At 44.7% G+C, this 24,472-nt stretch carries 19 protein-coding genes; 9 read left to right on the top strand and 10 right to left on the bottom strand.

The window, feature by feature from the left end:
* Window positions 1-59 precede the first annotated feature (59 nt).
* The 4 genes from VIB_RS07730 to VIB_RS07715 all read right to left on the bottom strand — a co-directional run bounded on the left by VIB_RS07730 (window position 60) and on the right by VIB_RS07715 (window position 5,001).
* On the bottom strand, window positions 60-1,772 hold the full coding sequence (locus VIB_RS07730) for a putative 2-aminoethylphosphonate ABC transporter permease subunit (protein WP_004395396.1): 1,713 nt from the start codon (window positions 1,770-1,772) through the stop codon (window positions 60-62).
* A gap of 22 nt (window positions 1,773-1,794) precedes the next feature.
* A complete protein-coding gene (locus VIB_RS07725) occupies window positions 1,795-2,862 on the bottom strand; it encodes a putative 2-aminoethylphosphonate ABC transporter ATP-binding protein (protein ID WP_004395395.1) in 1,068 nt (355 codons plus the stop codon).
* Window positions 2,863-2,944: 82 nt separating this feature from the next.
* Entirely contained in the window at window positions 2,945-3,964 is a 1,020-nt protein-coding gene (locus VIB_RS07720; RefSeq protein WP_004395394.1) for a putative 2-aminoethylphosphonate ABC transporter substrate-binding protein, read from the bottom strand.
* A gap of 119 nt (window positions 3,965-4,083) precedes the next feature.
* Window positions 4,084-5,001 (bottom strand): LysR substrate-binding domain-containing protein, encoded by a 918-nt coding sequence (locus VIB_RS07715; RefSeq protein ID WP_004395393.1) that lies wholly within the window; start codon window positions 4,999-5,001, stop codon window positions 4,084-4,086.
* A gap of 157 nt (window positions 5,002-5,158) precedes the next feature.
* Here VIB_RS07715 and VIB_RS07710 point away from each other — a divergent pair, with 157 nt between their 5' ends.
* Complete coding sequence (locus tag VIB_RS07710; protein WP_004395392.1) at window positions 5,159-5,809, top strand: HAD family hydrolase; 651 nt, start codon at window positions 5,159-5,161, stop codon at window positions 5,807-5,809.
* 124 nt (window positions 5,810-5,933) lie between these two features.
* Here the strand turns inward: VIB_RS07710 and VIB_RS17050 are convergent, their stop codons facing one another.
* Window positions 5,934-7,571 carry a methyl-accepting chemotaxis protein gene (locus tag VIB_RS17050; RefSeq protein WP_004395391.1) on the bottom strand — a complete coding sequence of 546 codons (1,638 nt, stop codon included), beginning with the start codon at window positions 7,569-7,571 and terminating at the stop codon, window positions 5,934-5,936.
* A gap of 484 nt (window positions 7,572-8,055) precedes the next feature.
* Between VIB_RS17050 and VIB_RS07700 the strand changes: the two genes are divergently transcribed.
* Window positions 8,056-9,708: a methyl-accepting chemotaxis protein gene (locus tag VIB_RS07700; RefSeq protein WP_004395390.1), complete on the top strand. Its 1,653-nt coding sequence runs from the start codon at window positions 8,056-8,058 to the stop codon at window positions 9,706-9,708.
* Window positions 9,709-9,876: 168 nt separating this feature from the next.
* Here the strand turns inward: VIB_RS07700 and rplY are convergent, their stop codons facing one another.
* Window positions 9,877-10,155: a 50S ribosomal protein L25 gene (gene rplY / locus VIB_RS07695; protein WP_004395389.1), complete on the bottom strand. Its 279-nt coding sequence runs from the start codon at window positions 10,153-10,155 to the stop codon at window positions 9,877-9,879.
* A gap of 179 nt (window positions 10,156-10,334) precedes the next feature.
* Window positions 10,335-12,074 (bottom strand): DNA repair helicase RadD, encoded by a 1,740-nt coding sequence (gene radD / locus VIB_RS07690; protein ID WP_004395388.1) that lies wholly within the window; start codon window positions 12,072-12,074, stop codon window positions 10,335-10,337.
* A gap of 86 nt (window positions 12,075-12,160) precedes the next feature.
* Here radD and rsuA point away from each other — a divergent pair, with 86 nt between their 5' ends.
* The 3 genes from rsuA to VIB_RS07675 all read left to right on the top strand — a co-directional run bounded on the left by rsuA (window position 12,161) and on the right by VIB_RS07675 (window position 14,927).
* The gene (rsuA, locus tag VIB_RS07685) at window positions 12,161-12,856 is read left to right on the top strand and encodes a 16S rRNA pseudouridine(516) synthase RsuA (RefSeq protein WP_004395387.1); all 696 of its coding nucleotides are present in this window, start codon (window positions 12,161-12,163) and stop codon (window positions 12,854-12,856) included.
* Window positions 12,857-13,059: 203 nt separating this feature from the next.
* Window positions 13,060-14,268 (top strand): Bcr/CflA family multidrug efflux MFS transporter, encoded by a 1,209-nt coding sequence (locus tag VIB_RS07680; protein ID WP_004395386.1) that lies wholly within the window; start codon window positions 13,060-13,062, stop codon window positions 14,266-14,268.
* Window positions 14,268-14,927, top strand: coding sequence for a DUF2913 family protein (locus tag VIB_RS07675; protein WP_004395385.1), 660 nt, complete (start codon window positions 14,268-14,270; stop codon window positions 14,925-14,927). The genes VIB_RS07680 and VIB_RS07675 overlap by 1 nt, the downstream gene beginning before the upstream one ends.
* Window positions 14,928-15,115: 188 nt before the next feature.
* Here the strand turns inward: VIB_RS07675 and VIB_RS07670 are convergent, their stop codons facing one another.
* The 3 genes from VIB_RS07670 to VIB_RS07660 all read right to left on the bottom strand — a co-directional run bounded on the left by VIB_RS07670 (window position 15,116) and on the right by VIB_RS07660 (window position 18,458).
* Window positions 15,116-15,952 carry a lipase secretion chaperone gene (locus tag VIB_RS07670; protein ID WP_040904353.1) on the bottom strand — a complete coding sequence of 279 codons (837 nt, stop codon included), beginning with the start codon at window positions 15,950-15,952 and terminating at the stop codon, window positions 15,116-15,118.
* A 2-nt stretch (window positions 15,953-15,954) separates the two neighbouring features.
* Entirely contained in the window at window positions 15,955-16,869 is a 915-nt protein-coding gene (locus VIB_RS07665; protein WP_224214109.1) for a lipase family alpha/beta hydrolase, read from the bottom strand.
* 161 nt (window positions 16,870-17,030) lie between these two features.
* Window positions 17,031-18,458, bottom strand: coding sequence for a DUF2867 domain-containing protein (locus tag VIB_RS07660; RefSeq protein WP_004395382.1), 1,428 nt, complete (start codon window positions 18,456-18,458; stop codon window positions 17,031-17,033).
* A gap of 181 nt (window positions 18,459-18,639) precedes the next feature.
* On the opposite strand from VIB_RS07660, the gene VIB_RS07655 reads away from it, so the two are divergent.
* The 4 genes from VIB_RS07655 to VIB_RS07640 all read left to right on the top strand — a co-directional run bounded on the left by VIB_RS07655 (window position 18,640) and on the right by VIB_RS07640 (window position 24,368).
* Window positions 18,640-20,016 (top strand): MATE family efflux transporter, encoded by a 1,377-nt coding sequence (locus VIB_RS07655; RefSeq protein ID WP_004395381.1) that lies wholly within the window; start codon window positions 18,640-18,642, stop codon window positions 20,014-20,016.
* A 125-nt stretch (window positions 20,017-20,141) separates the two neighbouring features.
* Window positions 20,142-20,813: an ABC transporter ATP-binding protein gene (locus tag VIB_RS07650; RefSeq protein WP_004395380.1), complete on the top strand. Its 672-nt coding sequence runs from the start codon at window positions 20,142-20,144 to the stop codon at window positions 20,811-20,813.
* The gene (locus VIB_RS07645) at window positions 20,794-23,253 is read left to right on the top strand and encodes an ABC transporter permease (protein ID WP_004395378.1); all 2,460 of its coding nucleotides are present in this window, start codon (window positions 20,794-20,796) and stop codon (window positions 23,251-23,253) included. Before VIB_RS07650 ends, VIB_RS07645 begins: the two co-directional genes overlap by 20 nt.
* Window positions 23,250-24,368 carry a lipocalin-like domain-containing protein gene (locus VIB_RS07640; RefSeq protein ID WP_004395377.1) on the top strand — a complete coding sequence of 373 codons (1,119 nt, stop codon included), beginning with the start codon at window positions 23,250-23,252 and terminating at the stop codon, window positions 24,366-24,368. The genes VIB_RS07645 and VIB_RS07640 overlap by 4 nt, the downstream gene beginning before the upstream one ends.
* Window positions 24,369-24,472 lie beyond the last annotated feature (104 nt).

Raw genomic sequence — 24,472 nt, 5'->3', positions numbered from 1 at the left:
CAGTACTGCATCATCAAAAGCGCTCTTCGGAGCGCTTTTGATGTATTAATGCTCGACGTTTATTTATTTCGCCAGCGGCTGGTCGAGCGAGATAGCCCATAATGCAGCGCACTGTGAATCAGCTTAGCGATAACACAAGTAAAAAATATCACCATGGCCATGGCCGCCGCAGGAGCAGTGCCGCCCGCTTCTTCTAAGCTCATCACCACTACAGAGGCTAAACGAGAGTGAGGGCCATATAAGAACACTACGGCTGAAACGGTGGTCATTGCGTTAACAAAAAGATACAGCGCAATATCCAACATCGCGGGTAAAGAGAGTGGCAAAATGAGTCGCGAAAAGAGATGAATCCGACTCGATTTAAGCGAATCGCCAACACTTTCAAACTCATTATCCAATTGTTTTAATGAAGTTACCGCCGTTAAGTGTGCGACCGAATAAAAGTGCACCACCGTTGATAATACCATCACCATTAATCCCCCATAAAAGACATTGAGTGGATTACTTGGATGATTGAAAAAGAAGATATAAGCGATTCCTAAGACTAAACCAGGTACTGCCATCGGTAGTAACGCCACAAACTGATAGATTCTGGCTAACCAAGCCGGTTGTGGCGTGCGCTCTACTAACCACGCATTAAAAAAGACGACCGTAGTACCAATAATCATGGTCGTTGAGGCCATCATCAGCGAGTTTTGATAGGGTTTCCAGCCATGAGCGTCAAAACGTTCAAATTGATAGTTGGCGAAAGTGAGATCTAAATTGTATGGCCAATAAGTAAACAGTGAAGCCATCCCTGCCATCCCGAGAATCGTCAGGATAAATAAGCCGCTTGGTGCCACACACAGGATGCCAAATAGACTTTTACGCCATGAACGTGGCGGTTGATAAGGGACTGAACGTGCATTTAAACTGGCTACTTGTTTTTTGCGCACCCAAAGGTCGGCGGCAAAGGCGAGTAGAGCAGGAAGTAACAGGATCACACCGACCACTGCGCCCATTTCAAATCGTTGTTGACCAATCACTTGTTTATAAATGTCCGTTGCTAAAACATTAAATTGACCACCAATGATTTTGGGCACGCCGAAGTCGGTGATCACTAAAGTAAAGACGACAAAGCTGGCGCTGACTAAGCCATAACGAGCCGAAGGCACAGTGACAGACCAAAAGGTGCGCCATGGTGAGGATTTTAAGCTCGCTGCCGCTTCATATTGTCTTGCGTCAGCATGAGAAAGTGCCGTACAGAGGATCATTAGCGCGTGAGGAAAGGTCCAAAAGACCGAACCAAGGACAATACCAATTGGGCCATAAATAGTCTGGTTGGCGAGTAAAAACTTGAGAATACCTTGATTACCAAATAGATAAATTAAGCTGATCGCCGGCAATAATGAAGGGGCTAAAATTGGGATCGTTAGCAAAAGACGCAGCAGATGGCTGCCCGGTAATTGAGTGCGTGTGAGAGCGTAAGCAGCCATAAAACTGAAGAAAATCACGATGACCGTGCTCATCGACGCCACCCAAAGCGAATGGTAAGCCGCGGTAGTGATCCCGCCCGATGAAATATAAGCTGCGAAATTAGCGAGCCCAACAAACTCGCCTTGTGCATTCATTAGGCTGCGGCTAAAGAGCGCGTATAATGGCCCCAATAAAACGATACTCAAAAATAATAGACCGACCGCTAATAAACAGGTTAGCCAAAAGCGCTCGCTGATTCGCCATTCTTGAGGCCAAGCGAAAGAGAATCTGGACGGCGACATCCTAGTTGATAACATGGTGCTTTCCTTTGTTTAACTTCTATGCCGCAAAGCAGTGAATGCTGTTTGCCTGTAATGATACGCCCACATAATCGCCAGTACGCAGTTGTAACCTCTGAGCAAGTCCGATAGTGATATCTGCATAAAGCGCTTCTGAAATGCCCTCGATCACTAAACTACAGCGTAAAAAAGCCCCCATAAATTCGATATGATTGATTTGTGCTTGAATATGACTTTCATGAGTTGCAACGAGGGAAACGTGCTCCGGCCTTACGGCGATACGTAGGGTTTTATCAATTGGGTTTGGATGGCTATGCGTTGCCAAAGCTTGTTGCACCGCGCTAAGTTGATGGATTTGACTCTCTTGTGTCGGCGTCATGAAATTCATTTGACCGATGAAATGGGCAACAAAAGCACTGGCAGGTTGGTTATAAATTTGCTCTGGGGTGCCAATTTGTTCAATGACACCGTGGTTCATAACCACGATACGATCCGCCATGGCTAAGGCTTCTTCTTGATCATGAGTGACCATAATCGTTGTCACGCCTAAGCGTTTTTGTAAGCCGCGAATCTCATGCCGCAAATGGGTACGAACTTTAGCATCTAAGGCGGATAATGGTTCATCCAGCAATAATAGACCTGGCGCAGGTGCCAGCGCTCGCGCAAGAGCGACACGTTGCTGCTGACCTCCGGAAATTTGTGCAGGAAATTTATGGGCATGCTCGGCGAGTTCAACTAAGTCGAGTAACTCATTGACCCGTTGTTTAATTAAGCGACTTTCTGCGCTTTGGCAACGTAGACCAAACGCAATGTTATCGAACAAGCTCATATTGGGAAACAGGGCGTAAGATTGAAAGACAATCCCAAAATCACGTTCTTTAACAGCCAGTGTGCTGATGTCACGTTGGCCTTGTAATAACGTCCCGCTATTTTGTTGCTCTAATCCGGCGATAATTCGCAATAAAGTCGTTTTTCCACACCCAGAAGGACCTAAAAAACAGATCAACTCCCCAGGTTGGATAGTTAAGTGAATGTTATTTAGCACTTGAGTTTCACCAAACCATTTATTGATCTTTTCAAGAACCAGTTGGCTGCCTTGGCATCGCATGATGTTCTCCTTAACTAAGCTGGGATAAAAGGGGTAAATAGGCGGCAATCAGTCTCTGCTGCTTGCCTAACCATTATTTCGATTATTTGGCTTCAGATTTAGCGTCGTAACGACGCTCCCATTCGCGTAAAATTCGTTCACGATTAGCCGCTGCAAATTGGAAGTTATTATCAATCAGTAGGCTTTCTGCATTGGTTGGAAAATATTGGACGGGCTTAGCAATGCCGGGCATGGCAACAATGGCGTATCCTTCGTTGTACATTTCCATCGCCGACTGACTGATTGACCAATCAACCAGTGTTTGAGCCGCTTGTTGCTGCTTTGTCCCCGCGATGATCGCGGTCGCTTCCATATCCCAGCCGACACCTTCGGTTGGGAAAATCAGCTCAAGGGGCGCACCACGTTGTTTTTCACGTGCGCCGCGAAAGGCAAAAGAAATACCGATAGCGGTTTCTCCGGTAGCGGCATGGACACAAGGACGAGATCCGGAATGGGTATAATTTTTGATGTTAGCGTGTAACTTATCCATAAACGCCCAGCCTTGTTGTTCGCCAAACAGCTGTAACCAAGAAGAAACGTCTAAATAGCCGGTTCCTGAAGAGGCTGGATTTGGCATCACGATATGACCGCGATAGACCGGTTTAGTAAGGTCTTGCCACGATATTGGCATCGGCAAATTGTGTTTTTTCGCTTCAATAGTATTAAAACAAATGGCTGCCATCCAAGCATCCATACCGACCCAATGAGTGGGTTGAGTGCGGTCTTTAAATTTAGGCGATAGTTTTTCGACACCTTTAGGTGAGTAAGGCAGTAGCATCCCTTCATCTTGCAATAACATTAAGCTGGTTGCCGCCAGCCCCCAAACTACATCGGCGCGAGGATTGTTTTTTTCTGCCAATAGGCGAGCTGTAATGACACCTGTTGAATCGCGCACCCAGTTAATTTTAATGTTTGGGTGAGCTTGATTGAAACGCTCGGCGTATTTTCGTAAATCATCTGACTCAATGGCGGTATAGACTGTCAGTTCGGTTGCGTAAAGCATAAAAGAAAAACTTGCCGAGAGAGCCAGTATTCCTTTGGCCAAAATGTGTCGTGCTGACATGGTTAACTCCTAATGACATATTTTCTGGGTGAATGTTCGTGGTGGAATGCATTATGAGTACGTTAAGCAAGTTAGATGACGAAACCGTTACGCCATTGCGTTAAATGACCTAGAATTTCTTATGTCAGCCCTAATAAATCAGCTTGTGTTGCATTGTGCTTGGCAACTTCACGACGAATCCAATCACAAAAAGCCAATACTTTGGGGCGATGATCGCCTTTTTTCCACACGAGATAATGTCCTCCAGTCGTTGTCATACTCGCCGGATGCGCCAGTACGAGGCTACCTTTAGCAAGAGGATCGGCGACCACAAAATTACGCGTCAGTAAGGCAATATCACCGTGACGAACCGCTTGAATTGCTAGGGTAGTGGTATCGAACTCTAAGCAAGGTGCATCGGCAATCTCAGTGATACCTTGTTGGCTAAACCAATCGAGCCAAGTTTCTCGATAACCAATAATCGCGGCGCGTGGCCAATCTAATAACTGTTTGGCACAAGTGACGTTACCGTAATGGTTTATGGCTTGTGGGCGGCACACCACTTGCCAGTATTCATGAGTTAGCCGTTCGACTTGACGCCCATCCCAGTCTCCATAACCGTTGTATATTTCAATATCAGGCTGACTTCTTTGATCAGATTGGCTCCATGGCGAGGTGTATAACCGAACTCGAAAGCGGGGATAATCTTTTAAAAAATTTGGCAATCTTGCGGCAAGGAAATGCTCAGCAAATGTATTGGATACACGCAGTGATAAGGTGTTATTACCTCGCTCACCAAACAGGTCTTCAGTTCCGATCCGTAATGAGTGAAAAACTTGGCTTAATACGGGTTGATAACTTTGTCCGGCATCCGTCAGTCGAATTCCTTTCGCTTCACGAATAAACAATGTGGCTTTGAGATGATGTTCTAAAATTTTTACTTGCTGGCTGACCGCAGCTTGCGTGACATTGAGTTCATCGGCCGCTTTGGTAAAACTGCCTAAACGAGCTGAGGCTTCAAATGCACGTAAAGCATTCAGAGGGGGTAACTGACTCATGATTAACTCCAATGGGATGTGGTTTAACCATAAATAAGAAAGATGAAGTTCCAATGACAGACATTAGTTAATATAGGGCTAAGGCCAAGCTAGACTCGCTATACAAAAGCAATTTGGCTTGGCATCCTATACAAAGGATTATCGATTAGGAAAAAATATGGAACTGGCTCTGTTTGATTTAGACCACACATTGATTGCTACTGATAGCTCTGCACAGTGGTGGCATTACATGTCGGAGATAGGTTGGTTGAAAGAGAGTGCATTGCATCATCAGCATGCACAGATGATGGCTGAGTACGATCATGGTGTGCTGGATATGCATGATTATTTAAAGCTCACCCTTGCTCCTCTTGTCGGTAGGGAGTATCAGCAAGTCAGTCAGACAGCGGAAGCGTTTGTGCAGCAGCATTTATTCAAGCAGTTATATCCAATGGCGCAACAATTGATCAGAGAGCATCAACAAGCTGGACGTCGAGTCGTGATTGTTTCAGCCAGTGAGGATTTTTTGGTGCGCCCTTGGCAACAGTTATTAGCGATTGATGCTGCGATTGGCATTGAGATAGAGACACAGCAAGGGCTCATTACTGGACAGGCGCGAACCCCATTAAGTTATCGCGAAGGAAAAGTGGCGGTGATTAATCGCTGGTTGGCCGAGCTGGGTATCAGCCCTGGTGATTGCTACGCCTACAGTGATTCACATAATGATATTGCCATGCTTGAGTTTGCCAGCCATCCAGTGGCGACTAATCCAAACCAACAGCTTAAAGCGCGTGCCTTAGTGTCTGATTGGCCGATCATGCATTTTTAGTCGTTGCAGGCATTATCAATCAACCGATCTTTTTCGGCCCTCAAGTACGATATTGTACTTGAGGGCATTACTATTTAGTCTTTGCGAATCAAGGCCAAAGTGTCAAGAGCTCCACCCAGAGTACCTATACGGTGGTAAAATGCTGTACTTTCCCCCCAAGCTGTTGAGAAGCATCGCTTAATCGCTCACTGACTGTTCTTGCCTGTGTTGCTTGTTGTTCTAGCCCATGAGTTTCTTGACCGAGCTGATAAATAATACTTTTAGTCTGCTTCGCGACACTGGCTTGTTGATGACTAGCCGTAGTGATCGATTGGTTAACCAGAGCAACCTCTTCAAAGGCTTGACGAATATGTTTAAGAACCTGTTCAGAATGTTCCGAAAATTCAACACTGACTAAAGCTTGTTGGTTTGCCGATTGCATCGCCGTGACTGCGTCATTAGCGCCCTTTTGTAATCGAGAAAGCACATCGTTAATCGAACGGGTAGCTTGTTCAGTATTGCCTGATAAATTACGCACTTCATCGGCGACGACAGCAAACCCTCGCCCTGCTTCGCCCGCTCGTGCCGCTTCAATTGCGGCATTGAGAGCCAATAAATTCGTTTGTTCAGCAATGGTCTGGATGACGGTTAATACTTGGGATATTTCGGTAGATTCTTTATGCAGATGACGAATGATTTGTGCTGAGTCATCGATCGATTTCGCTAAGCTTTTTATTCCGGCGCTGGCTTTTTGTACGGTATCTGTTCCTTGCGAACTAAATTCTTCCGCTTGGGCAATCACAGTTTGCGCGTATTGTGTGTGTTCACCGATCGCATGAATGGTTTGCTCCATTTCATCCATCGCTTTTGTGACGCTTGCGGTTTGTCGACTTTGCGTATTTGCTTTGTCCTCGACCGTTTCGCTTACCGCGAGCATACGTTGAGCATTTTGGTGTAAATCGACACTTTTATTTTCAATTTCTATGATCAAGTGACAGAAATTATTAACCATCGTATTGAGCGCTTGCACTGTTTGTGCAACTTCATCTTTTCCTTGCACCGTTACTTGTGTTGTTAGATTAGAAGAATGAGCAAGGTATTGAATGCTATTACGTAATTGGCGTAATGGTTGCTGAATTGAGTGTTGGATCAACCAGCCGAGTACCATGAGCAAGATAACCCAAGCGGCTCCACCAAAGAGATAAAAATGCATCATTCTAGCCGTCAAGAGCGTTGCTTCTTGTTGAACGTCATCGGCTTTACTAATTTGTTGGTTAACTAATTGATTCAGTGTGTCACCGAGCGGAACTAATACTTGATTAATTTCATTACCAAACGTTGATTCGTTGAGAATTCGGATCGTAATTGCATCACTGCCTGCCCTTGATATCCACTGCTGATAAAGTTCGATAGCTTTTTGCAATTGTTCATCCGCTTGTTGACGTAATGGGTCGAGCACACCACTTTGCGTCCGTTGATAAGCTGTCCAGTGGGTTTCCACTTGGTTTATTAACTGTTCTATTTTTTCTACGGTATCTTTTTGACTTGCCCAGCCGGTGCGATAGCGTCTTAAGTCATCTAGACCTTCTTGTCTCAGTAAAGAGTGGGTTGCCAAAATATCACTCAGTGGCAGTAGATGTTGTTGATAAAGCCGCGTGAATTGCCGATCTTTTTCTTGAGCGGCTTCAAATGAGAGTCCAAGTGCGACCAGTAAGCTGATGATGGGTAAGGCACTTAAGCAAAATAAGCGAGTACTAATGTTGAACTGGTTCAATTTAAACATAATGATAACCACCGTTAGAAAGAGGCTCTCTCGCTATCACTGCTGTGTTTGAGCAGTAAAATACCGAGAATACGCTGGATTATTTCTCTTTTAGATGACGACGATGTTACAGAATGTTTGAAAATTGAGCGTTCAATCAATAAGTATCGAGTGCAATCACTCACTTTGATGATAAGTTGAAGTGCATAGTAGAAAACTGAGCGGTTAATTATCACTTTTTCCTATCAAATTAATACGTAGATTCGATTAGCGCTGCTGTGTTTATTTCACTATACCTAATCAGACTAAAGTGGTCTTTTTAGTTTGCGTTACGTACAACCTGTTCAGCGCTGATTCGGCGTACGACACAGTAAAAACTGTTTTGTCTGAACGTGTGATACATCGGTGTATTGACCCCATTTAGCCTATTTTTTGCATTAAATATCAGCAAGCTTAATAACAAGAAATACTAATAATTTATTGATACTTATTTTTGGAGGAAGCCATGGACTTTATGTCTCAATGGAAAGTGAAAACGCGACTGGCACTGGGCTTTGGCATTTTAGTCTGTTTAATGTTGTTATTGACGATACTCGGTATTCAGAAAGTAAACTTGATTGATGATACCTTGTCACAAATTACCGATGTCAACTCACTCAAACAGCGTTATGCGATTAACTATCGGGGCAGTGTACATGATCGCGCTATTGCGATTAGAGATATCGCCATTGCACGAAATAATGCGGAACTCAACGCCCTAGAAAATGAAATAAAAAACTTAGCGCGTTTTTATCAAGACTCTGAAAATAACATGCAAAAAATGATCGCCAGTGGCGTGATATTTACGCCGAAAGAGCAGGCTATCTTACGCAGTATTGATCAAATCCAGCAAAAAACCTTACCCATGGTGCAATCGATCATTAGCGATAAGAAAAGAGACATTAATGCGAATGTAGCGCTCCTTGATCAGGTTCGTCCGGCATTTGTTGAATGGTTGAATAGCATCAACCAGTTTATTGACTATCAAGAAGAGTTGAATCAGCAGATGACGCCCGCGGCTCGTGAAGAAGCAAGCGGTTTTCAAAACTTAATGCTGCTGCTATCGGGAGTGGCGATCGTGATTTCATTACTCGTCGCCATCGTTATTGAGAGAAGCTTTCGCCAATCATTGGGTGGTGAACCTTATGAAGCCCAGCAGGCGATCAAACGCTTATCAAAAGGGGATTTAATCCACCGCTATGGGCAACGAGCGAAAGACAGTATTTTGGATTCATTGTCTGGTATGTCATTAACCTTAACGGCTATCGTCAGTAATATTGTTCAAGCTTCAGCCAAGATCGTTGGTCAAGTTTCAGAGGTCTCTGATGGGTCGAGTCGAGTTTTGAGTTCGGCCAAGCAGCAATCAAATTTAACCGCAGATACGCTTTCACGATTAGAAGATATGCGTCATACGATTGATCAAATCGCGGATATTGCTAAACAAACCGAAAGTAATTCGGTCATGACGACAAATAATGCGCATCACGGGCGCGAATTAGTCTTCTCGGTCGCGAAACAAATGGAAAAAATTGCTCTTACGGTCAACTCAACCGTTGAACAAGTCAAGTTACTTGAAGCAAAGACCAAAGATATTGGTGGAATATTAAATGTGATCAGTGGTATTTCAGAACAAACCAATCTACTCGCATTGAATGCCGCGATTGAGGCTGCACGAGCCGGAGAATCTGGTCGAGGATTTGCTGTAGTGGCTGATGAAGTGCGTCAATTAGCTAAGCGTACCGGAGAAGCGACTTCGCAAATTGAATCATTGATCAGTGAAGTTCAGTCTCAAACTGCGATCAGTGTTAAGGCCATGCAAGCAACACAACCTCAGGTCGAAGAGGGTAATCAAAAAACCGCGCAAGCCAGCGATCTACTGATTAATATAGAAAAACAAGCCAAAGATACGCTTCATCGGATTCGAGAAGTGGTTTCAGCGACGGATGATCAAGTGGCTGTGGTTGGAGAGGTAGTTTCAGCGATGGGGCAAATCTCATCAATGTCGAGTGAGTCGATCCAATTGATGGCAGCCAATGAAAATGCGGGGCACGAGTTAAATCGTTTGGCTAACGAACTTAAAAAAGAGGTCGCTTACTTTAATATTTCGCACAACCGCTAACGCGATGATATATAAGGGTAGGGCTTTAAAAGGAAGCCCTTAAAACGGTGAAACCCCGATGTTGGTAGCATCGGGGTTTCTGATTTTTAGATGGTTTGGATGGTAAGGCCAAAAAATCTTATTTATGCAAAAGGTTGGATTTTATCCAACAAATTCCTTGGTAGGGAATTAGATACGGATGAAGTCCATGTGCTCAACTTTTGGCTTGAACACGTGACGTTGAACGTCTTGAGGCTTAACTTTAACTTCAGTACCGTCGATAACTAGAGTAATCGCTTCGTAGAACTCTGGCTTATCCATTTGGTTGATCACATCATCGTGTTTTAGAGCGATAGATACTGGCGCTGCTTCACCACCGTAAACGATAGCTGGGAATAGACCAGTGTGACGTAGGCGGCGGCTCGCACCTTTACCTAGTTCAGTACGCACTACTGCATTGAATTTCATAGTATTTACTCTCAAATTAGTAAAAAAATAGTAAGTGTGACAGCATCAATGCGACCTTGTGCTGTCGTAGCGCTTCGTTAGCGATAATAATCACTCTCAAAACGAGCGCGGATACTAACATTCTACGTTAGGATGAGCAATAAAAATGATGGCTTCATACTAGGCACTCACCAGCGTGGTTAATCACTGAGCTCATCGGCAAAAATTTTATCCCTCAGTGCCCAAAATCGGCCATTTTTTTGTGCGATAACGAATTGCGGTGGTCGAAAACGGTGCTGATGATCGACGACTTTACTCGGTGATGCGGCGTCAAATGCTCGATGTTTATCGGCCAGATGGGGGCGAACGAAACGCTGTTTAAAGATAGCTTTCTGTTTTGGGGTTGTGAGTGACCAAAACTCGTGCACTTGGGCGTTATTCTCACCAAGATAAGTCACTCGAAGATGGTTTTTTCCTTTGCTATCTTTATGAACGCTGAATGTCATGGTGAGACACGCAAACACTAATGCATCTTTTAAGCTCAATGCCTCTTTAAGCTTTTTATCCGGATCCACTAGCGTCGCTTGGCATTCGTGACAAATTCGCGCAGCGATGTCGTTATCGGCTCCGCATTGATTGCAATATTTGGCACGAAAACGGTAGCCGCAATGTTCGCGCTCTGCAGTCTCTTTATCTTCAAAATAGCCTTGGCATCGCCGCCCATAGTGTTCGAGAAGAAAGCCGTTCGCATCCAGTTTGCCCCAAAAGTTATTATTAAAGCCGCAAGCAGGACAAGGAATAGTAATGATTTCACTGTTAGAGTCGGGTTTCGGGTCGCCGACTTCGGGTTGATACAGATCATACTGATTACCCGCATAATCAAGCACCAAACATTCGGTTTTTCCCGGCGCGAGACGTAAACCTCGACCGACGATTTGTTGGTATAAACTCACCGACTCGGTGGGCCTTAGAATAGCAATCAAATCGACATGTGGAGCATCAAAGCCGGTGGTTAATACTGAGACATTGACCAAAAATTTGATCTCTTGCTGTTTAAAACGTTGGATGATCCGATCGCGATCTTGTGATGATGTATCGCCAATCACTAAGGCGGATTGCTGTTCAGGCAGTAAACTAAGGATCTCTTGGGCGTGACGAACCGTAGCCGCAAAAATCATTACTCCTTGCTTGTTGTGCGCTAACTGAATAATTTGTTGAACGATTTGTGGTGTTGCGCGTTTGGATTGCTCGATAACCAGATCGAGTTCAGATTCTTTGTATCGTCCGCTAGTCGTTGGGCTTAACTGAGAGAAATCGTAGCTGAGGATAGGCGCATCAATCAGACGCGCTGGAGTTAAGAAACCTTCATCCAATAAGTAGTGGATCGGTAATTCAAAAATGCAATCTTTGAAAAAACGTGGCTCTTCACTGCGCACGAGCCCACGAGTGTGGTACTGATAGATCCATCCCATGCCTAGTCGATAAGGGGTTGCGGTTAAACCGAGCACCTTCATCTTTGGGTTGAGGGTCAATAAGTGGCTAATGACTTTTTGATAGCTGCTGTCTTTATCATCGGGGACTCGATGACATTCATCAATCACTAATAACGAAAATGGTTGTTGAAAAGTCGATAAATTTCGTACCACAGACTGCACGGAAGCAAACACCACCGCATGTTCGCTCTCTTTTCGTCCTAGTCCGGCCGAAAATATTCCGCCAGTGAGTCCATAGCCTTCATATTTGGCATGGTTTTGTTCCACCAGTTCTTTAACATGGGCAAGAACTAATACTCGCCCTTTAGCTAAACGTGCTAATTCAGCAATGACTAAGCTTTTTCCTGCACCGGTAGGGAGGACAATCACCGCAGGGGTACTGTGCTGACGAAAGTAATGAATCACGGCTTTGACTGAATCCGCTTGATAAGGTCGTAAGGTATACATAAAGGCAAGGGATTAATTATGTGAAATAGTTCAACTATTTTGAGTGAGGCTTGTATAATACCTGACTTCAAGCAGATGAGGTATTCATGCGTTTAGATAAATTTTTGTGTGATGCGCTCGGCACCACACGTAAAGAGTCGACTCAACTTTTAAAAAGTGGCGATGTAACGGTCGATGGTATTGTTCGCAAAAGTGGTTCATGTCAAGTTACCGAGTTATCGCAGGTTGAGTGGCAAGGCAGAGCGCTGACCTTAAGTGGCCCTCGTTATATTATGCTGCATAAGCCTCAAGGTTATGTTTGTTCTCATGAAGACAGCTTCAACCAAACGGCCTTTGTGTTATTGGATGAGGCTAACCAACGGGACTTGCATTTTGCTGGGCGCTTGGACGTTGATACGACAGGGCTCGTGTTAATCACTGATGATGGGCAGTGGTCACATCGGGTGACGTCACCTAAACATCATTGTGAAAAAACTTACCGTGTCTGGCTCGCAGATCCCATTGCAGCCGAGTATACTGAGCAGTTTGCGAAGGGAATTGAGTTACGCGGTGAGCGAGATCTAACCCGACCTGCTCAGCTAGAAATCATAGATCAACAACAGGTTTTGTTGACCATTCACGAAGGTAAATATCATCAAGTTAAGCGTATGTTTGCAGCTCTTGGTAATAAGGTCGTTGGGTTACATCGTGAACGTGTGGGCGATATTGTTTTGGACCCTGGTCTTGAGCCGGGAGAATCTCGTTATTTGACCGAGTCGGAAATCGCTTCTGTCTGGAACTGATCGCTCAACCTTAGGAAACACGGCCATCGAGTTTCCTTATATTTGAACACACAATCGGCTTCGTAGCGAACGCTTATCTTAAGCCAGTCGCTTATCTCAGCTCGTCGCAATAAAGAAATGGGTTGCTTATCGGTAAGATCAGCGATTGGGTCGATAGGCTATCGACCAGAGTTAAATCATATTCATTGATAAAACGGAGACTTATGACTTCCAATACTGCCCCCGCTAAATATGATGCTTCTAGCCTTGGCTTTTTGCTGTTTATTGTGTTGGGCGCTATCGGGGCGTTAACCCCACTCGCTATCGACATGTATTTACCTGCAATGCCCGCTATCGCCAAAGATTTAGGTACTACTGCCGGTTCCGTGCAATTAACGTTAACGGCTTATACGGCAGGTTTTGCGATTGGACAATTATTGCACGGCCCGTTAGCGGACAGTTATGGTCGTCGTCCGGTGATGTTGTCAGGGGTATTTTTATTTGCGGTGGCTTCAGTTTTTAGTGCCACGACACACGGTATCGAGGCATTAACTTATATTCGTGCCGCTCAAGGGTTTGCAGGTGCAGCTGCCGCAGTAGTGATTCAGGCGGTTGTGCGCGATATGTTTGATCGAGAAGACTTTGCACGTGCGATGTCTTTTGTCACCTTAGTGGTTACACTTGCGCCGTTAGTTGCGCCATTGATTGGTGGGCATTTAGCTGTTTGGTTTGGTTGGCGCTCCATTTTTTGGGTGTTGGCTATCTTTGCTGTGGTCGTGATGGCGATGGTACTTTGGAAAGTGCCTGAGACATTGGCAATAGAAAATCGTCAACCCTTGCGATTTATGAACACCATGAAAAACTATGCGCAATTATGCCGTAATGGTCAGGCGATGGGGCTGATTTTCGCTGGGGCTTTTTCATTTTCGGGGATGTTTGCCTTTTTGACCGCAGGATCTTTTGTTTATATTGATATTTATGGTGTGACTCCAAACCAGTTTGGTTATCTGTTTGCGCTCAATATTATTGCGATGATCGCGATGACCAGTATTAATGGTCGATTTGTGCGACGCGTTGGTTCGCATGCTATGTTGCGTTTTGGATTATTTATTCAATTATTGGCGGGCGTTGGTTTATTTGTTGGTTGGGCACTTGATTGGGGATTATGGGGAACCGTTCCTTTTGTGGTGTTGTTTATTGGCACCATTTCAACCATTGGCAGTAATGCGATGGGACTATTATTGAGTGGTTATCCTCGAATCGCTGGTACGGCTTCTTCTTTGTCCGGTACATTGCGCTTTGGAACCGGCTCGGTGATTGGTGCCGTGGTTGCCTCAATGCCAAGTGATGTGACTTGGCCAATGATTTTAGTGATGTCAGCATGTTCAGTGCTGTCTGCGGGTTTTTATTGGACATTGGGAAGAAACGCATAGTGGCGAAGTATTATTTAGAAATTCAGAAGCTGGTGAACAGCGCTTTAGAAGAGTTAGCGCAAGAACACGCTGCTGGAAAGTTGGCGAATGCTCCCGTGGCAAATAATCATTTTTTAGTACATTGGGTGAGCAAATCTTTAAAAAGTCAGCGTTTTGACCGCTGTGTACGCGATGATTTAACCGTTTGGCAAAAAGCGGGGCGCTCGAAGGGGAATCAATCAGGATTGTGGTTGCAATTTCGACGTATTTCGGCGTATTACGCCCAGTTTTTCAATGAGCATGCCGATAATCACTTAACGGATAAGAAAATAGACGCCTTTTTGGACGAAATGGAACAAGCTGGATGGGAAGTCTCAACCTCTGAACCATTAGTGGATTGTGGTAAAGTACAAATATTTATCGAAGGGCAAAACTCTTTCGCGCTTTGCTCAAGGCAGTGTGATGATTGTTTTGATGGCGAAGCCTTGATAAAACCGATGAACTGGTTTGTGCGTGGTCACCATGCCGGATTTGTCGAGAAAGCTGCGGCAGCAGGATTTATGCTTCATAAACGCACTGATTACAAATCAAACGTCAAATACCATGGCGAATATGTGATTTTTCCAGATAATCAAGGGACCCAATTAGCGGAAATTCCCCTGTCTTTTCAAGCCCCTTAATTTCACCGTGTTAGCCTAAATCAGAGCGACGATTTATCGTGGCTCTGATAAGTATAAAAGTAATGTTTCCTCTTTGAATCTACATCAGTTGTTGATGATGTTTGCTCACATCAATCCAATAATTATTCCCCGCAATGGGGAGTGACTCATTCGACCCCTTACTTACACTATCTTATTGACCAAAGTGCTTATTGATCAAAGTGAATGCGTTCTAAACTTTGTACACGTCGTAAATCTTGTTCGGAAAACGTGCGACGACGTAGCTCGTCTAACTGTGTTTGTTGCTGATCAGGATGATCGGCTAAACGTTTAACAATTACTTTTCTTTGCTCAACATAATGCTGCCACTGTTGATCAAACTGCTGTCTTGATTGCCCAAGGTGATTAAGACGTTGAATGGTTTCTTCATCTACCCATTCTTTTAAAGCTAGGTAGTGGTCTTGTGGATCTTGCTCATCTAATGTGAGAACCGCTTTTAATAAACGATCATTATGTTCATTACGTTGAATGTAATCCGGTTGTTGGTTTATCTGCTCATCCCATAAGCGTTGCGCTTTTTGTTGTGGATAGATTTCAAACAGTTTTTGTTTATCAATCGCGAGCTGTCGAATACGATTTTCTTCAGTAAATAAAGATTGCTGATCGGTAGAAAAATGAACGCCTTGAAGATTAACGATTTTGTCATGCAGACGTTGCCAATCTGCAGCGAGTCCGTTCAGTGATGAAAAGCTTAACTTATCGAGAGCGTGGTGATAGTCGATTAATTGATGAAACAAAGGCTCATCAAAGCTGATTTTTTCATCAATATAATGCGCAAATTGTTGTTTTAATAAGTTAACATCGATCTGATCCATTTCTGATACCAGATAATTCAAGAAATCGCGAGGGGAGGAAAGATCAACGTCACTTTTCAGTACACTCGGTGGTTGGGCGGTCACGGGTTGATCATCATGCAACCATATTGGTGACAATGTCACTATCAATACTCCGAGTGCTAGGGCAACCATCATGGGTTTATAACGCATCATTACAGTCCAAGTTGTTGCAAACGATTGGCATGTTGACGATAAAGAGTAACGGGTGAAACCTCAAAAAGATGGCGAATGCCTAAAAGCCCATTGACTTCATCGAGATGATTCATTTTATAGTGGGTACCAATGACTTGACCAAGATGGCTACTGCAGACAGAGACCAAGCCATCATTGGGTTCATCAAAAGCAAGGCTTAAAACTCCGATAGGGATGTCGGTGGGGTCAAGCAAGTTAGTAATGGCCGATGAACCAGTCCAAGAAAAATAGTGAACACCATTACTGGCGATCGCTTCACCTTGCCCACAATAGGTTGTCGGAACGCCTTCTGGATAATGACGGTTAAAAGCCAATGAGCCTTCCGTGGTTAAGGTATCGAGCGCCGCTAAGGCATCTTGTTCTAGCCCTTTGCCACCGGAGAGTACGTTGATCAAAGTGACAAAACTATTGGTGATTTTGACGGCTAAGGCCTCAGAAATCGAGTCTTCTGGTACGGTATTTCTCACAATATCAGCGACTCGCGATCCCCAGTTAACACCACCAACGCTAGTCACCGAAGCAACCAGATCAGGACGCACTGAGGCGACATAACGAGCGGTTGGACTGCCTTGACTGTGACCGATAAGATTGACTTTCTCTTTGCCGGTTAGGGCTAGAATGGTTTCAACTTGTGCCAATAGTTGCTCGCCGCGTACTTCTGAGCGGTTAGCGGCTGCGACTTGCGCAGTAAATACGGTAGCACCATCTTTACTGAGTGCATGAGGAATGCCATAGAAGTAATCTATTTTGGCGATACTATCAAAACCGAAGATGCCATGGACCAGTACCAATGGGTAGCGGGTTTCGGTATAGCCACTATTGGCGAATGTCGCTGGTGTGTGAAAGGATATTAATCCAATACAGAGTAGGCTTATCCATCGATATATGACGTTCACATTGATACCCTTGTGTTATTTATTATAAGTTGGCATTGATATTATCAATGTAAAATAGTGTCAATTCTACGCACTGTCGAGGGTTTTCGCCGTGATTGTGACCGGGGTAACTCATCCGTCGGTCAGTGACACCCACGGGTTCATTTTTTGGTTTTTTTCACGATCGCTCTGACCATACCTTTGAAAATAAATAGGTGCGCAGGCATCATCACAAACCAATAAAGAAGGCCACGAAACCCTTGTGGATGCCACCATGCGGTAATAGTCAGTTCACGTTGTTCACCAAGATCTTTAATGGCAAACTCCAGACGCCCTAAGCCAGGCCCTTTCATGCCAAACAATAAAGACAAAAAGCGCGGCGGCTGGCAGCGAATCACCTTCCATGAGTCGATAAAATCGCCCACTTGTAACTCGGTTCCTGGTGGGCTGCGTCGAACCGGTTTTCCTCCACCAAATAACACATCGAGCCATTCACGTGTTCGCCACAACGAATTAGCAAAAAAATAGCCTTGATCGCGCTGGCCCATGGTTTTGACGACTTTCCAGAGCTGTTCTGCAGTGGCATCGGTGGTTATGGTTGCGCCGGTATACTTAGGATAAAATCCAAACCCCGGTTGCCAACGCTGCATTGCGCCGGGGTCAAAGCCCCAGACATTACTGCGTACAAAGGTACCCTCTTGTTCGATGGTGGACTTCACCGCATCGTAATAACCAATCATCGTTTGTGGATAACGTTGCTGAAGCGCATCGTTATTGGCAATAAAATCATGGGCAAGGCCATCTAATAGGGCTCGTCCGATACTCGACGGAACCGAGGTGACTAATCCAAGCCAGTAAGAGGCCATTCGAGGGGTGAGTAAACCAGTAGACCAAAGCCGAAAGGGTTTATTGGCTAATCGGCAAATAACTTCAAATTGTTCACGGTAGGTGAGGGTATCGGGGCCACCCGCTTCAAACTGTTGATGTTGTTCGGGAGTTTCCTGAGCAAGCGCTAACAGGTAATGGTTAAGATTAGCTAAAGCAATCGGGTTGGCTTTTGAATCGACCCATTGCGGTGTGATCAGAATGGGTAAATTATAAACAAAATCGCGCATGATCTCGAAAGCCGCTGAGCCAGGGCCGATGATCACTCCTGCTCTTAATTCGGTTACGGGAACTTGGCTTTGACGTAAAATTTCGCCAGTTTTTTGTCGAGCGGCTAAATGGTCAGAATGGCCGGATGGTGGTTGTAAAGCACTAAGATAAATGACGTGTTTGACTTGGCTGTGTTGTAAAGCTTCACGCATGTTATTCGCTAGGGATAATTCGTAGTCGATAAAATCGCCGCCTTGGGCCATGCCGTGCACTAAAAAATAGACTAAGTCCGCTTGTTTGACCCAGTGACAAGTCTGCTGTTGATTGGCTAAATCAAGATAAATAATGGTGAGATTCTTATGTTTAGGGGTGCGATCGGTAAAATAATCGACTTGCCGAGCCGCAGCGGTGACTTGATAACCTTGTTCAAGTAATAAAGGGATAAGCTGAGAGCCGACGTAACCTGAAGCACCTAATACTAATACTTTTTTCATTTTTATTCCTTGGGATAGGCTAAGGCTTGAGCGTATAATCTTCAGCCACTATTCAGCCTTCTAACTTGACGTTGTAGCGATATCATTTGGTCCAGTAATCTCGATGAAACGGCCCTGCGATTGGTATTGATGCGACTCAAAATGCCTTTTTCTCGTTAATGTTTGCCATTGAGGTGCTCCGTTGTCCGTTGTTTCACAAGTGATATATTACACCAAAGGTGACTTTTTGCGTCGCTTGATAGCGATTGCTTTGCCGATTACTTTACAAAGCATTATGTTTTCTAGCCGCGGGCTAGTGGATGTGTTGATGCTGGGGCAGCTCGGTGAGGCAGAAATTGCGGCGGTTGGTGTGGCGGCAAGAGCTACGTTCGTGACCACAATTATGCTCGTAGGAGTAACGACAGGTGGGGCACTATTAACCGCTCAATATTGGGGAGCAGCGAATAAACAGGGGGTGAGAGAAAGTACCGCCTTAACTTGGTTGGTGTCGATGTTGTTTGCGGTATTAACGGTGGGTTTATTTTTATTTTTTCCACAGCAAATTATGGCATTGACCACCGATTCGGCTCTCGTTAATCAACTGGGCAGTCAATATCTCGTTATTACCTCTTTTAGCATGTTAGCGGTTGCCTGTGTCAGTAGTATGGCGGTTGGCCTACGTGCGATGCATAAGCCAGGCATTAGTACTTTTTTCAGTGGTATTGGGATTCTGGCCAACGTATTTTTGAACTGGGTGCTAATTTTCGGCAAATTAGGCTTTCCAGCACTCGGCATTCAAGGCGCAGCGATTGCAACGTTACTCAGTGGTTTTCTTGAAGTGGGCTGTTTGTATGGTTACTTATATTGGAAAAAGCATCTATTAGCTTTTGGACTACTTGATGTAAAAGCGGTTATGGTCTGGCAAACCATTGAACGATTTCTACGCTTATCACTCCCGACGACGTTTAACTTTTTAGCATGGGCTGGGGGGTTATTTGTTTACCACGCCATCATGGGCCAAAGTGGAGTGCAGGGGCTGGCTGCCTTATCCGTCATGACGCCTGTTGAATCGATTTCTTTGAGTTTTCTAATTGGTATGTCTAATGCGGCCGCAGTACTGATCGGCAATCAGTTAGGCGCTAAGCAGTATGATGCGGTTTATTACCAAGCCATTGGTGTTACGGTGCTGAGTCTGCTGTCTGGGATACTGGTTGCTATGGTTCTGTTTATTGTGCAGATCCCTATCTTAAATGCGTTTAGTGCTCTGACCGCAGAAACTCGTCAGTTAGCAGAAAAATTCATTGTGATTTTAAGCCTTGGTATTGTCTTGCGTTCAGTACCCATGACAGTGATTGTCGGAGTCCTTCGTGCTGGAGGCGATGTCAAGTTTTGTCTTGGACAAGATGTGGTCGCGCAGTGGATTATCGGTATCCCTCTGGCGGCGATTGCCGCTATCTATTTTAACGTTAAACCTGAGTGGATTTATTTGTTGTTTTTAGTCGAAGAATTGATCAAATGGGTCGGCTCATTATGGCGAATGATCAGTAAAAAATGGATGCGGAATTTGATAGGAAATTAGACACATAACAACAAGTTGGTGCAATTATGTTCATATTCTGTGATCTACAGCCAAAATACTTCCTACCCGAAGGGATTTAGTGTAGATTCTCAATCCTAATTTTAAGCAATGGTGTGAGCGGTTTAATGTTACAGCTGATAGACCTGAGCAAAGGTTTTGTGGATGGTGATGAGTTCCACCCTGTGTTGCAAGGTGCAGAGTTGACGTTAAATCAAGGTGATCAGTTGGCATTAATGGGGGAGAGTGGCTCTGGCAAAAGCACCTTACTCAATTTGATCGCTGGTTTAGATAGTGTTGACTCGGGGGAGATTTGGTTTCCCGGCTTTGCGATGCACAGTACATCAGAGCATAAACGCACCGCCTTTCGGCGTAATAATATTGGTCATATATTCCAACAGTTTAACCTGTTGCCGACTTTAAATGTCGCCGATAATATCCGCTTCTGTCGGCAACTCAAAGGTTTGCCCGAAGACCAAGGTTTATTGAGACAAATTCTCTCCTCGTTAGATTTAATGCCGCTTTTAGGTCGTTATCCTGAAGAAGTGTCGGGTGGTCAACAGCAACGAGCGGCAATTGCTCGGGCTTTGTATATGGAACCCAAAATTCTTCTAGCGGATGAGCCAACTGGTAGCCTTGATGAACGCAATGCTGAAGCAGTGATGCGCTTACTGACTTCATTGAGTCGTCAGTTACAATGTACCTTATTGTTAGTTACTCACAGTGAAAAAGTGGCGCAGCACATGGAAGGTTGTATTCGCTTACAAGGAGGAAGGTTGCATGTTATTGCCCGTAGTTAAAGCGTTACTTGGGCATTATCGTCGCTACCCGTTACAAATTTTTCTCGTCTGGTTGGGTTTAACACTCAGTGTTTCTTTATTAGTTGGTGTGACGGCGATTAATCATCATGCAAAACAAAGCTATCAGCATGGTGAAAAACTGTTTGCCAATCCTCTTCCTTATCGCATTCGACCGAAACATATTGCTAATAAAATTCCTCAAGGTTTTTACGTTCAGTTACGTCGAGAAGGTTTCCATCAATGTGTGCCTATTGATCATTATCGCTTAACCACGATAACTGGGACGGAGTTTTCGCTTTTAGGGATTGATCCGGTAGCGATGCTCCCTCTTAATAATCGTCAGTCATTAAGTGAAATCAGTACGTTAGCCTTATTTAAATCGCCACATCCGATTTTAGTCAGTGATGGCTTTGCAACGTTACAAGGTTGGAATAATGGCGACTACATTTCATTACAAGATGGCAGCCTACTTGGCCCACTATTGATTGATACCAATGGGTTGATTCATGGTACACGAGTCGTTGCCGACCTTTCATTGGTGCGTAGTATTCGTCAAAGCTCTGGGTTATCGGTGATTGCTTGCGGTGATATGCCAAAAGAGAAATTGCAAAGATTAACCGATAGCTTACCCAGTGGAATGGCGTTAGTACGTACCACGCGTAGTGAGTTAGAGTCTCTCACCCAAGCTTTTCATATGAACTTAACCGCACTGGGTATGCTGTCTTTTTTAGTCGGTATGTTTATTTTCTATCAAGCCATGTCGTTATCGTTAATTCAGCGTCAGCCATTAGTGGGGATCTTACGACAAACCGGAGTTTCTGGTTGGCAATTAGCGCAAGCGCTATCGATAGAATTGATCGGTTTGATTTTAATCAGTTGGGCATGTGGTAACGTTTTGGGGTTAGTTTTGGCCAACCAATTATTACCCTCGGTATCTGCTAGTTTAAGCAATTTGTATGATGCAAACGTAGGACTTTCCGTCGGGTGGAGCTGGCGCTGGAGTAGCTATAGTTTACTGATGGCTACTTGCGCTGCATTAGCGTCTTGTGCTTGGCCGTTAATTCGTCTGCTCAAGTCTCAACCGATCCGATTAACCACACGTTTGTCGATGGTTCGTTTTGCTGGCTCAGAATTTACCTTTCAAGGATTAGTGGCTTGTGGCTTGCTCGTCTCAGCCATCGCGATTTATCAAGCACCGAAAAGTCAAACCTCTGGGTTTGTGATCATTACCTTAATGCTCCTCAGCGCCGCGTTGTTAACGCCTTATTTTATTTGGAAACTGTTTGTCAGTTTTTCTTATACTTTACGTGGCGTAAAAATACGTTGGTTTTTTGCGGATGCCGCTGCCAGCATGAGTTATCGAGGCGTTGCGACCATGGCGTTCATGTTGGCGATGACGGCGAATATTGGTGTAGAAACCATGGTCGGCAGTTTTAGAGACACCACGGATAAATGGTTGAATCAACGATTAGCCGCGGATATTTATCTTTATCCAACCAATAGTTCGGCAGCACGGATGACACAATGGCTGACTCAACAACCTGAAGTGCAAGAAGTCTGGCATCGTTGGGAAAAAGATCTCGCCAGTGACAAAGGTATGATCCAAATGGTGAGTACAGGCGATTCTGAAGGTGAGCGGCAATCATTAACCATTAAAGTCGGTGTTCCGGATTATTGGTATCTTCTTCATCAATCTCGCAGCGTAATGATTAGCGAATCAATGGCGTTACGGCTTGGCATTCGTCCGGGTGACTATATCGATTTATCGATGCCTTTAGGACAACATTGGTTAGTGGTCGGGGTGTATTATGATTATGGTAATCCCTACCATCAAGTCATGATGTCTCACCAAAGTTGGTTGCACGGTTTTATGAGTAGCGGCAATGTCTCTTTAGCGGTAACGCTTAACGCTGGTCAGGTAACGGAGGGGGAAGCATTATTGAAACGCTTAAATAGTGTCTTTCGTCTTAATTCTGAGCGTGTATTTGATAACCGTTCTATTCATCATCAAGCCATGCAGGTATTTGATCGCACGTTTGCTATCGCTGATAGCTTAAGTAACATTACGCTGTTTATTGCTGTGTGTGGGATATTCTTTGCAACCTTAGCGGGAGAGGTCTCTCGTCAGCGGCATATCTCCCTTTTGCGTTGTTTGGGTGTATCAGGTAAAGAGTTAGTGGTGATTGGTGCGTTACAGCTATTGGTTTTTGGGTTGATTTCCTTATTGATTGCCTTGCCGCTGGGTTTGGCATTAGCAACACTGGTGATTGATGTGGTGATCCGTTACTCATTTGGATGGAGTATTGAGTTGCAACTGATGCCAGCCGCTTATGCAAAAACGGCTATGTTATCGATGCTGGCGCTGATTATTTCTGGGGCGCTTCCTGTGATGCGTTTAGTTCGTCAGTCGGCGATTAAATCACTAAGGGATGCATTATGAGTAATAATATGAATCACAAGCGATGGCTGATAGTGGTTGTTTTGGTCGCACTTGGTTTATTGATTGGATTCCTTGTCAGTCATTTTTTGACCTTATCGGCTGACCGTTTGTCATCGGTGACTCATTCCATCGATGAGCAACAGGTTTTTGCTTTTCCCTCTGCCGATAATCCCGTTCGTTTGCCACAAGATTTTGCTTTGCATCCCCAGTATCAACATGAATGGTGGCATGTTTTCGCTAATGTACAAGATGAACAGGGGCAAGAATACGGGATAGTATGGAATTTCTTTAAGTTGGCGAACGATTCCGAGCAAGGCGTCGGCTGGCAAAATTCGCAACTATTTTTATCGCATGTTGCGGTGGCGAATGCTTATCAAGTTTGGAAAGAGCAACGTATTGCTCGAGGGGGGATTGGTCAAGCCGATGTGACAACACCGCCATTTCGGATGTGGATCGATAACTGGCATTGGCGATCATTAAGTGCGGGGCCATTGCCGAGCCAGTTAGATATTGCCACCGATAACTTTCAGTTGGCGATGCATATGACACCTAAAGGTCCTTATATCTTACCGGGCGAACAAGGGTTTCAGCGGCGACAAAATCATCATTCATCACTGGCTTCTTACTCGGTATATGCGCCATTTGTCTCTATCCAAGGTACATTACGTTTAACGCCTTATACACAACCGATAGCCGTACGTGGCCAGGCATGGATAAGTAAAGAGTGGGGCAGCCGCCTGATAGGCCAAGAGCAGCAAGGTTTAGATTGGTTTGTATTACACCTTGATCAACAGCGAACGTTGAGTGTCACTCGACATCGCTACCTGCATCAAAGACCTCATATTTATGGCACCTTGGCGAGTAAAGATGGAAAGGTGACTCATTTGACTGAGCAAGAAATCAAGATGATACCACTGCCATCAGTCAAACTTGCCAATGGAAAAACGTTACCTTTGCAATGGCAGGTCGTGATCGCTAAAGAAAATATCGATATTACCTTGAGTCCACTGAATCCTAATCTGTGGTTAGACTTCACCCAGCCTTATTGGCAAGGGCCCATTCATTCTCAAGGCTCGCATTCTGCTCGTGGTTTTATGCAGCTGACGGGTTATTAGTTTGATCGTAGCCCGTGTATTTTGGCCTAATCCTTCGGGCAGCGTTGGTGGCTTCTTTCTGCCGCGTTATCGGCTTATCAGGTAGCGTTACTACATTCCAACGC

Origin of the sequence: Vibrio metschnikovii CIP 69.14 (genome assembly GCF_000176155.1) — a bacterium.
Lineage (GTDB): Bacteria > Pseudomonadota > Gammaproteobacteria > Enterobacterales > Vibrionaceae > Vibrio > Vibrio metschnikovii.
This window is presented reverse-complemented; position numbering and strand designations above follow the sequence as displayed.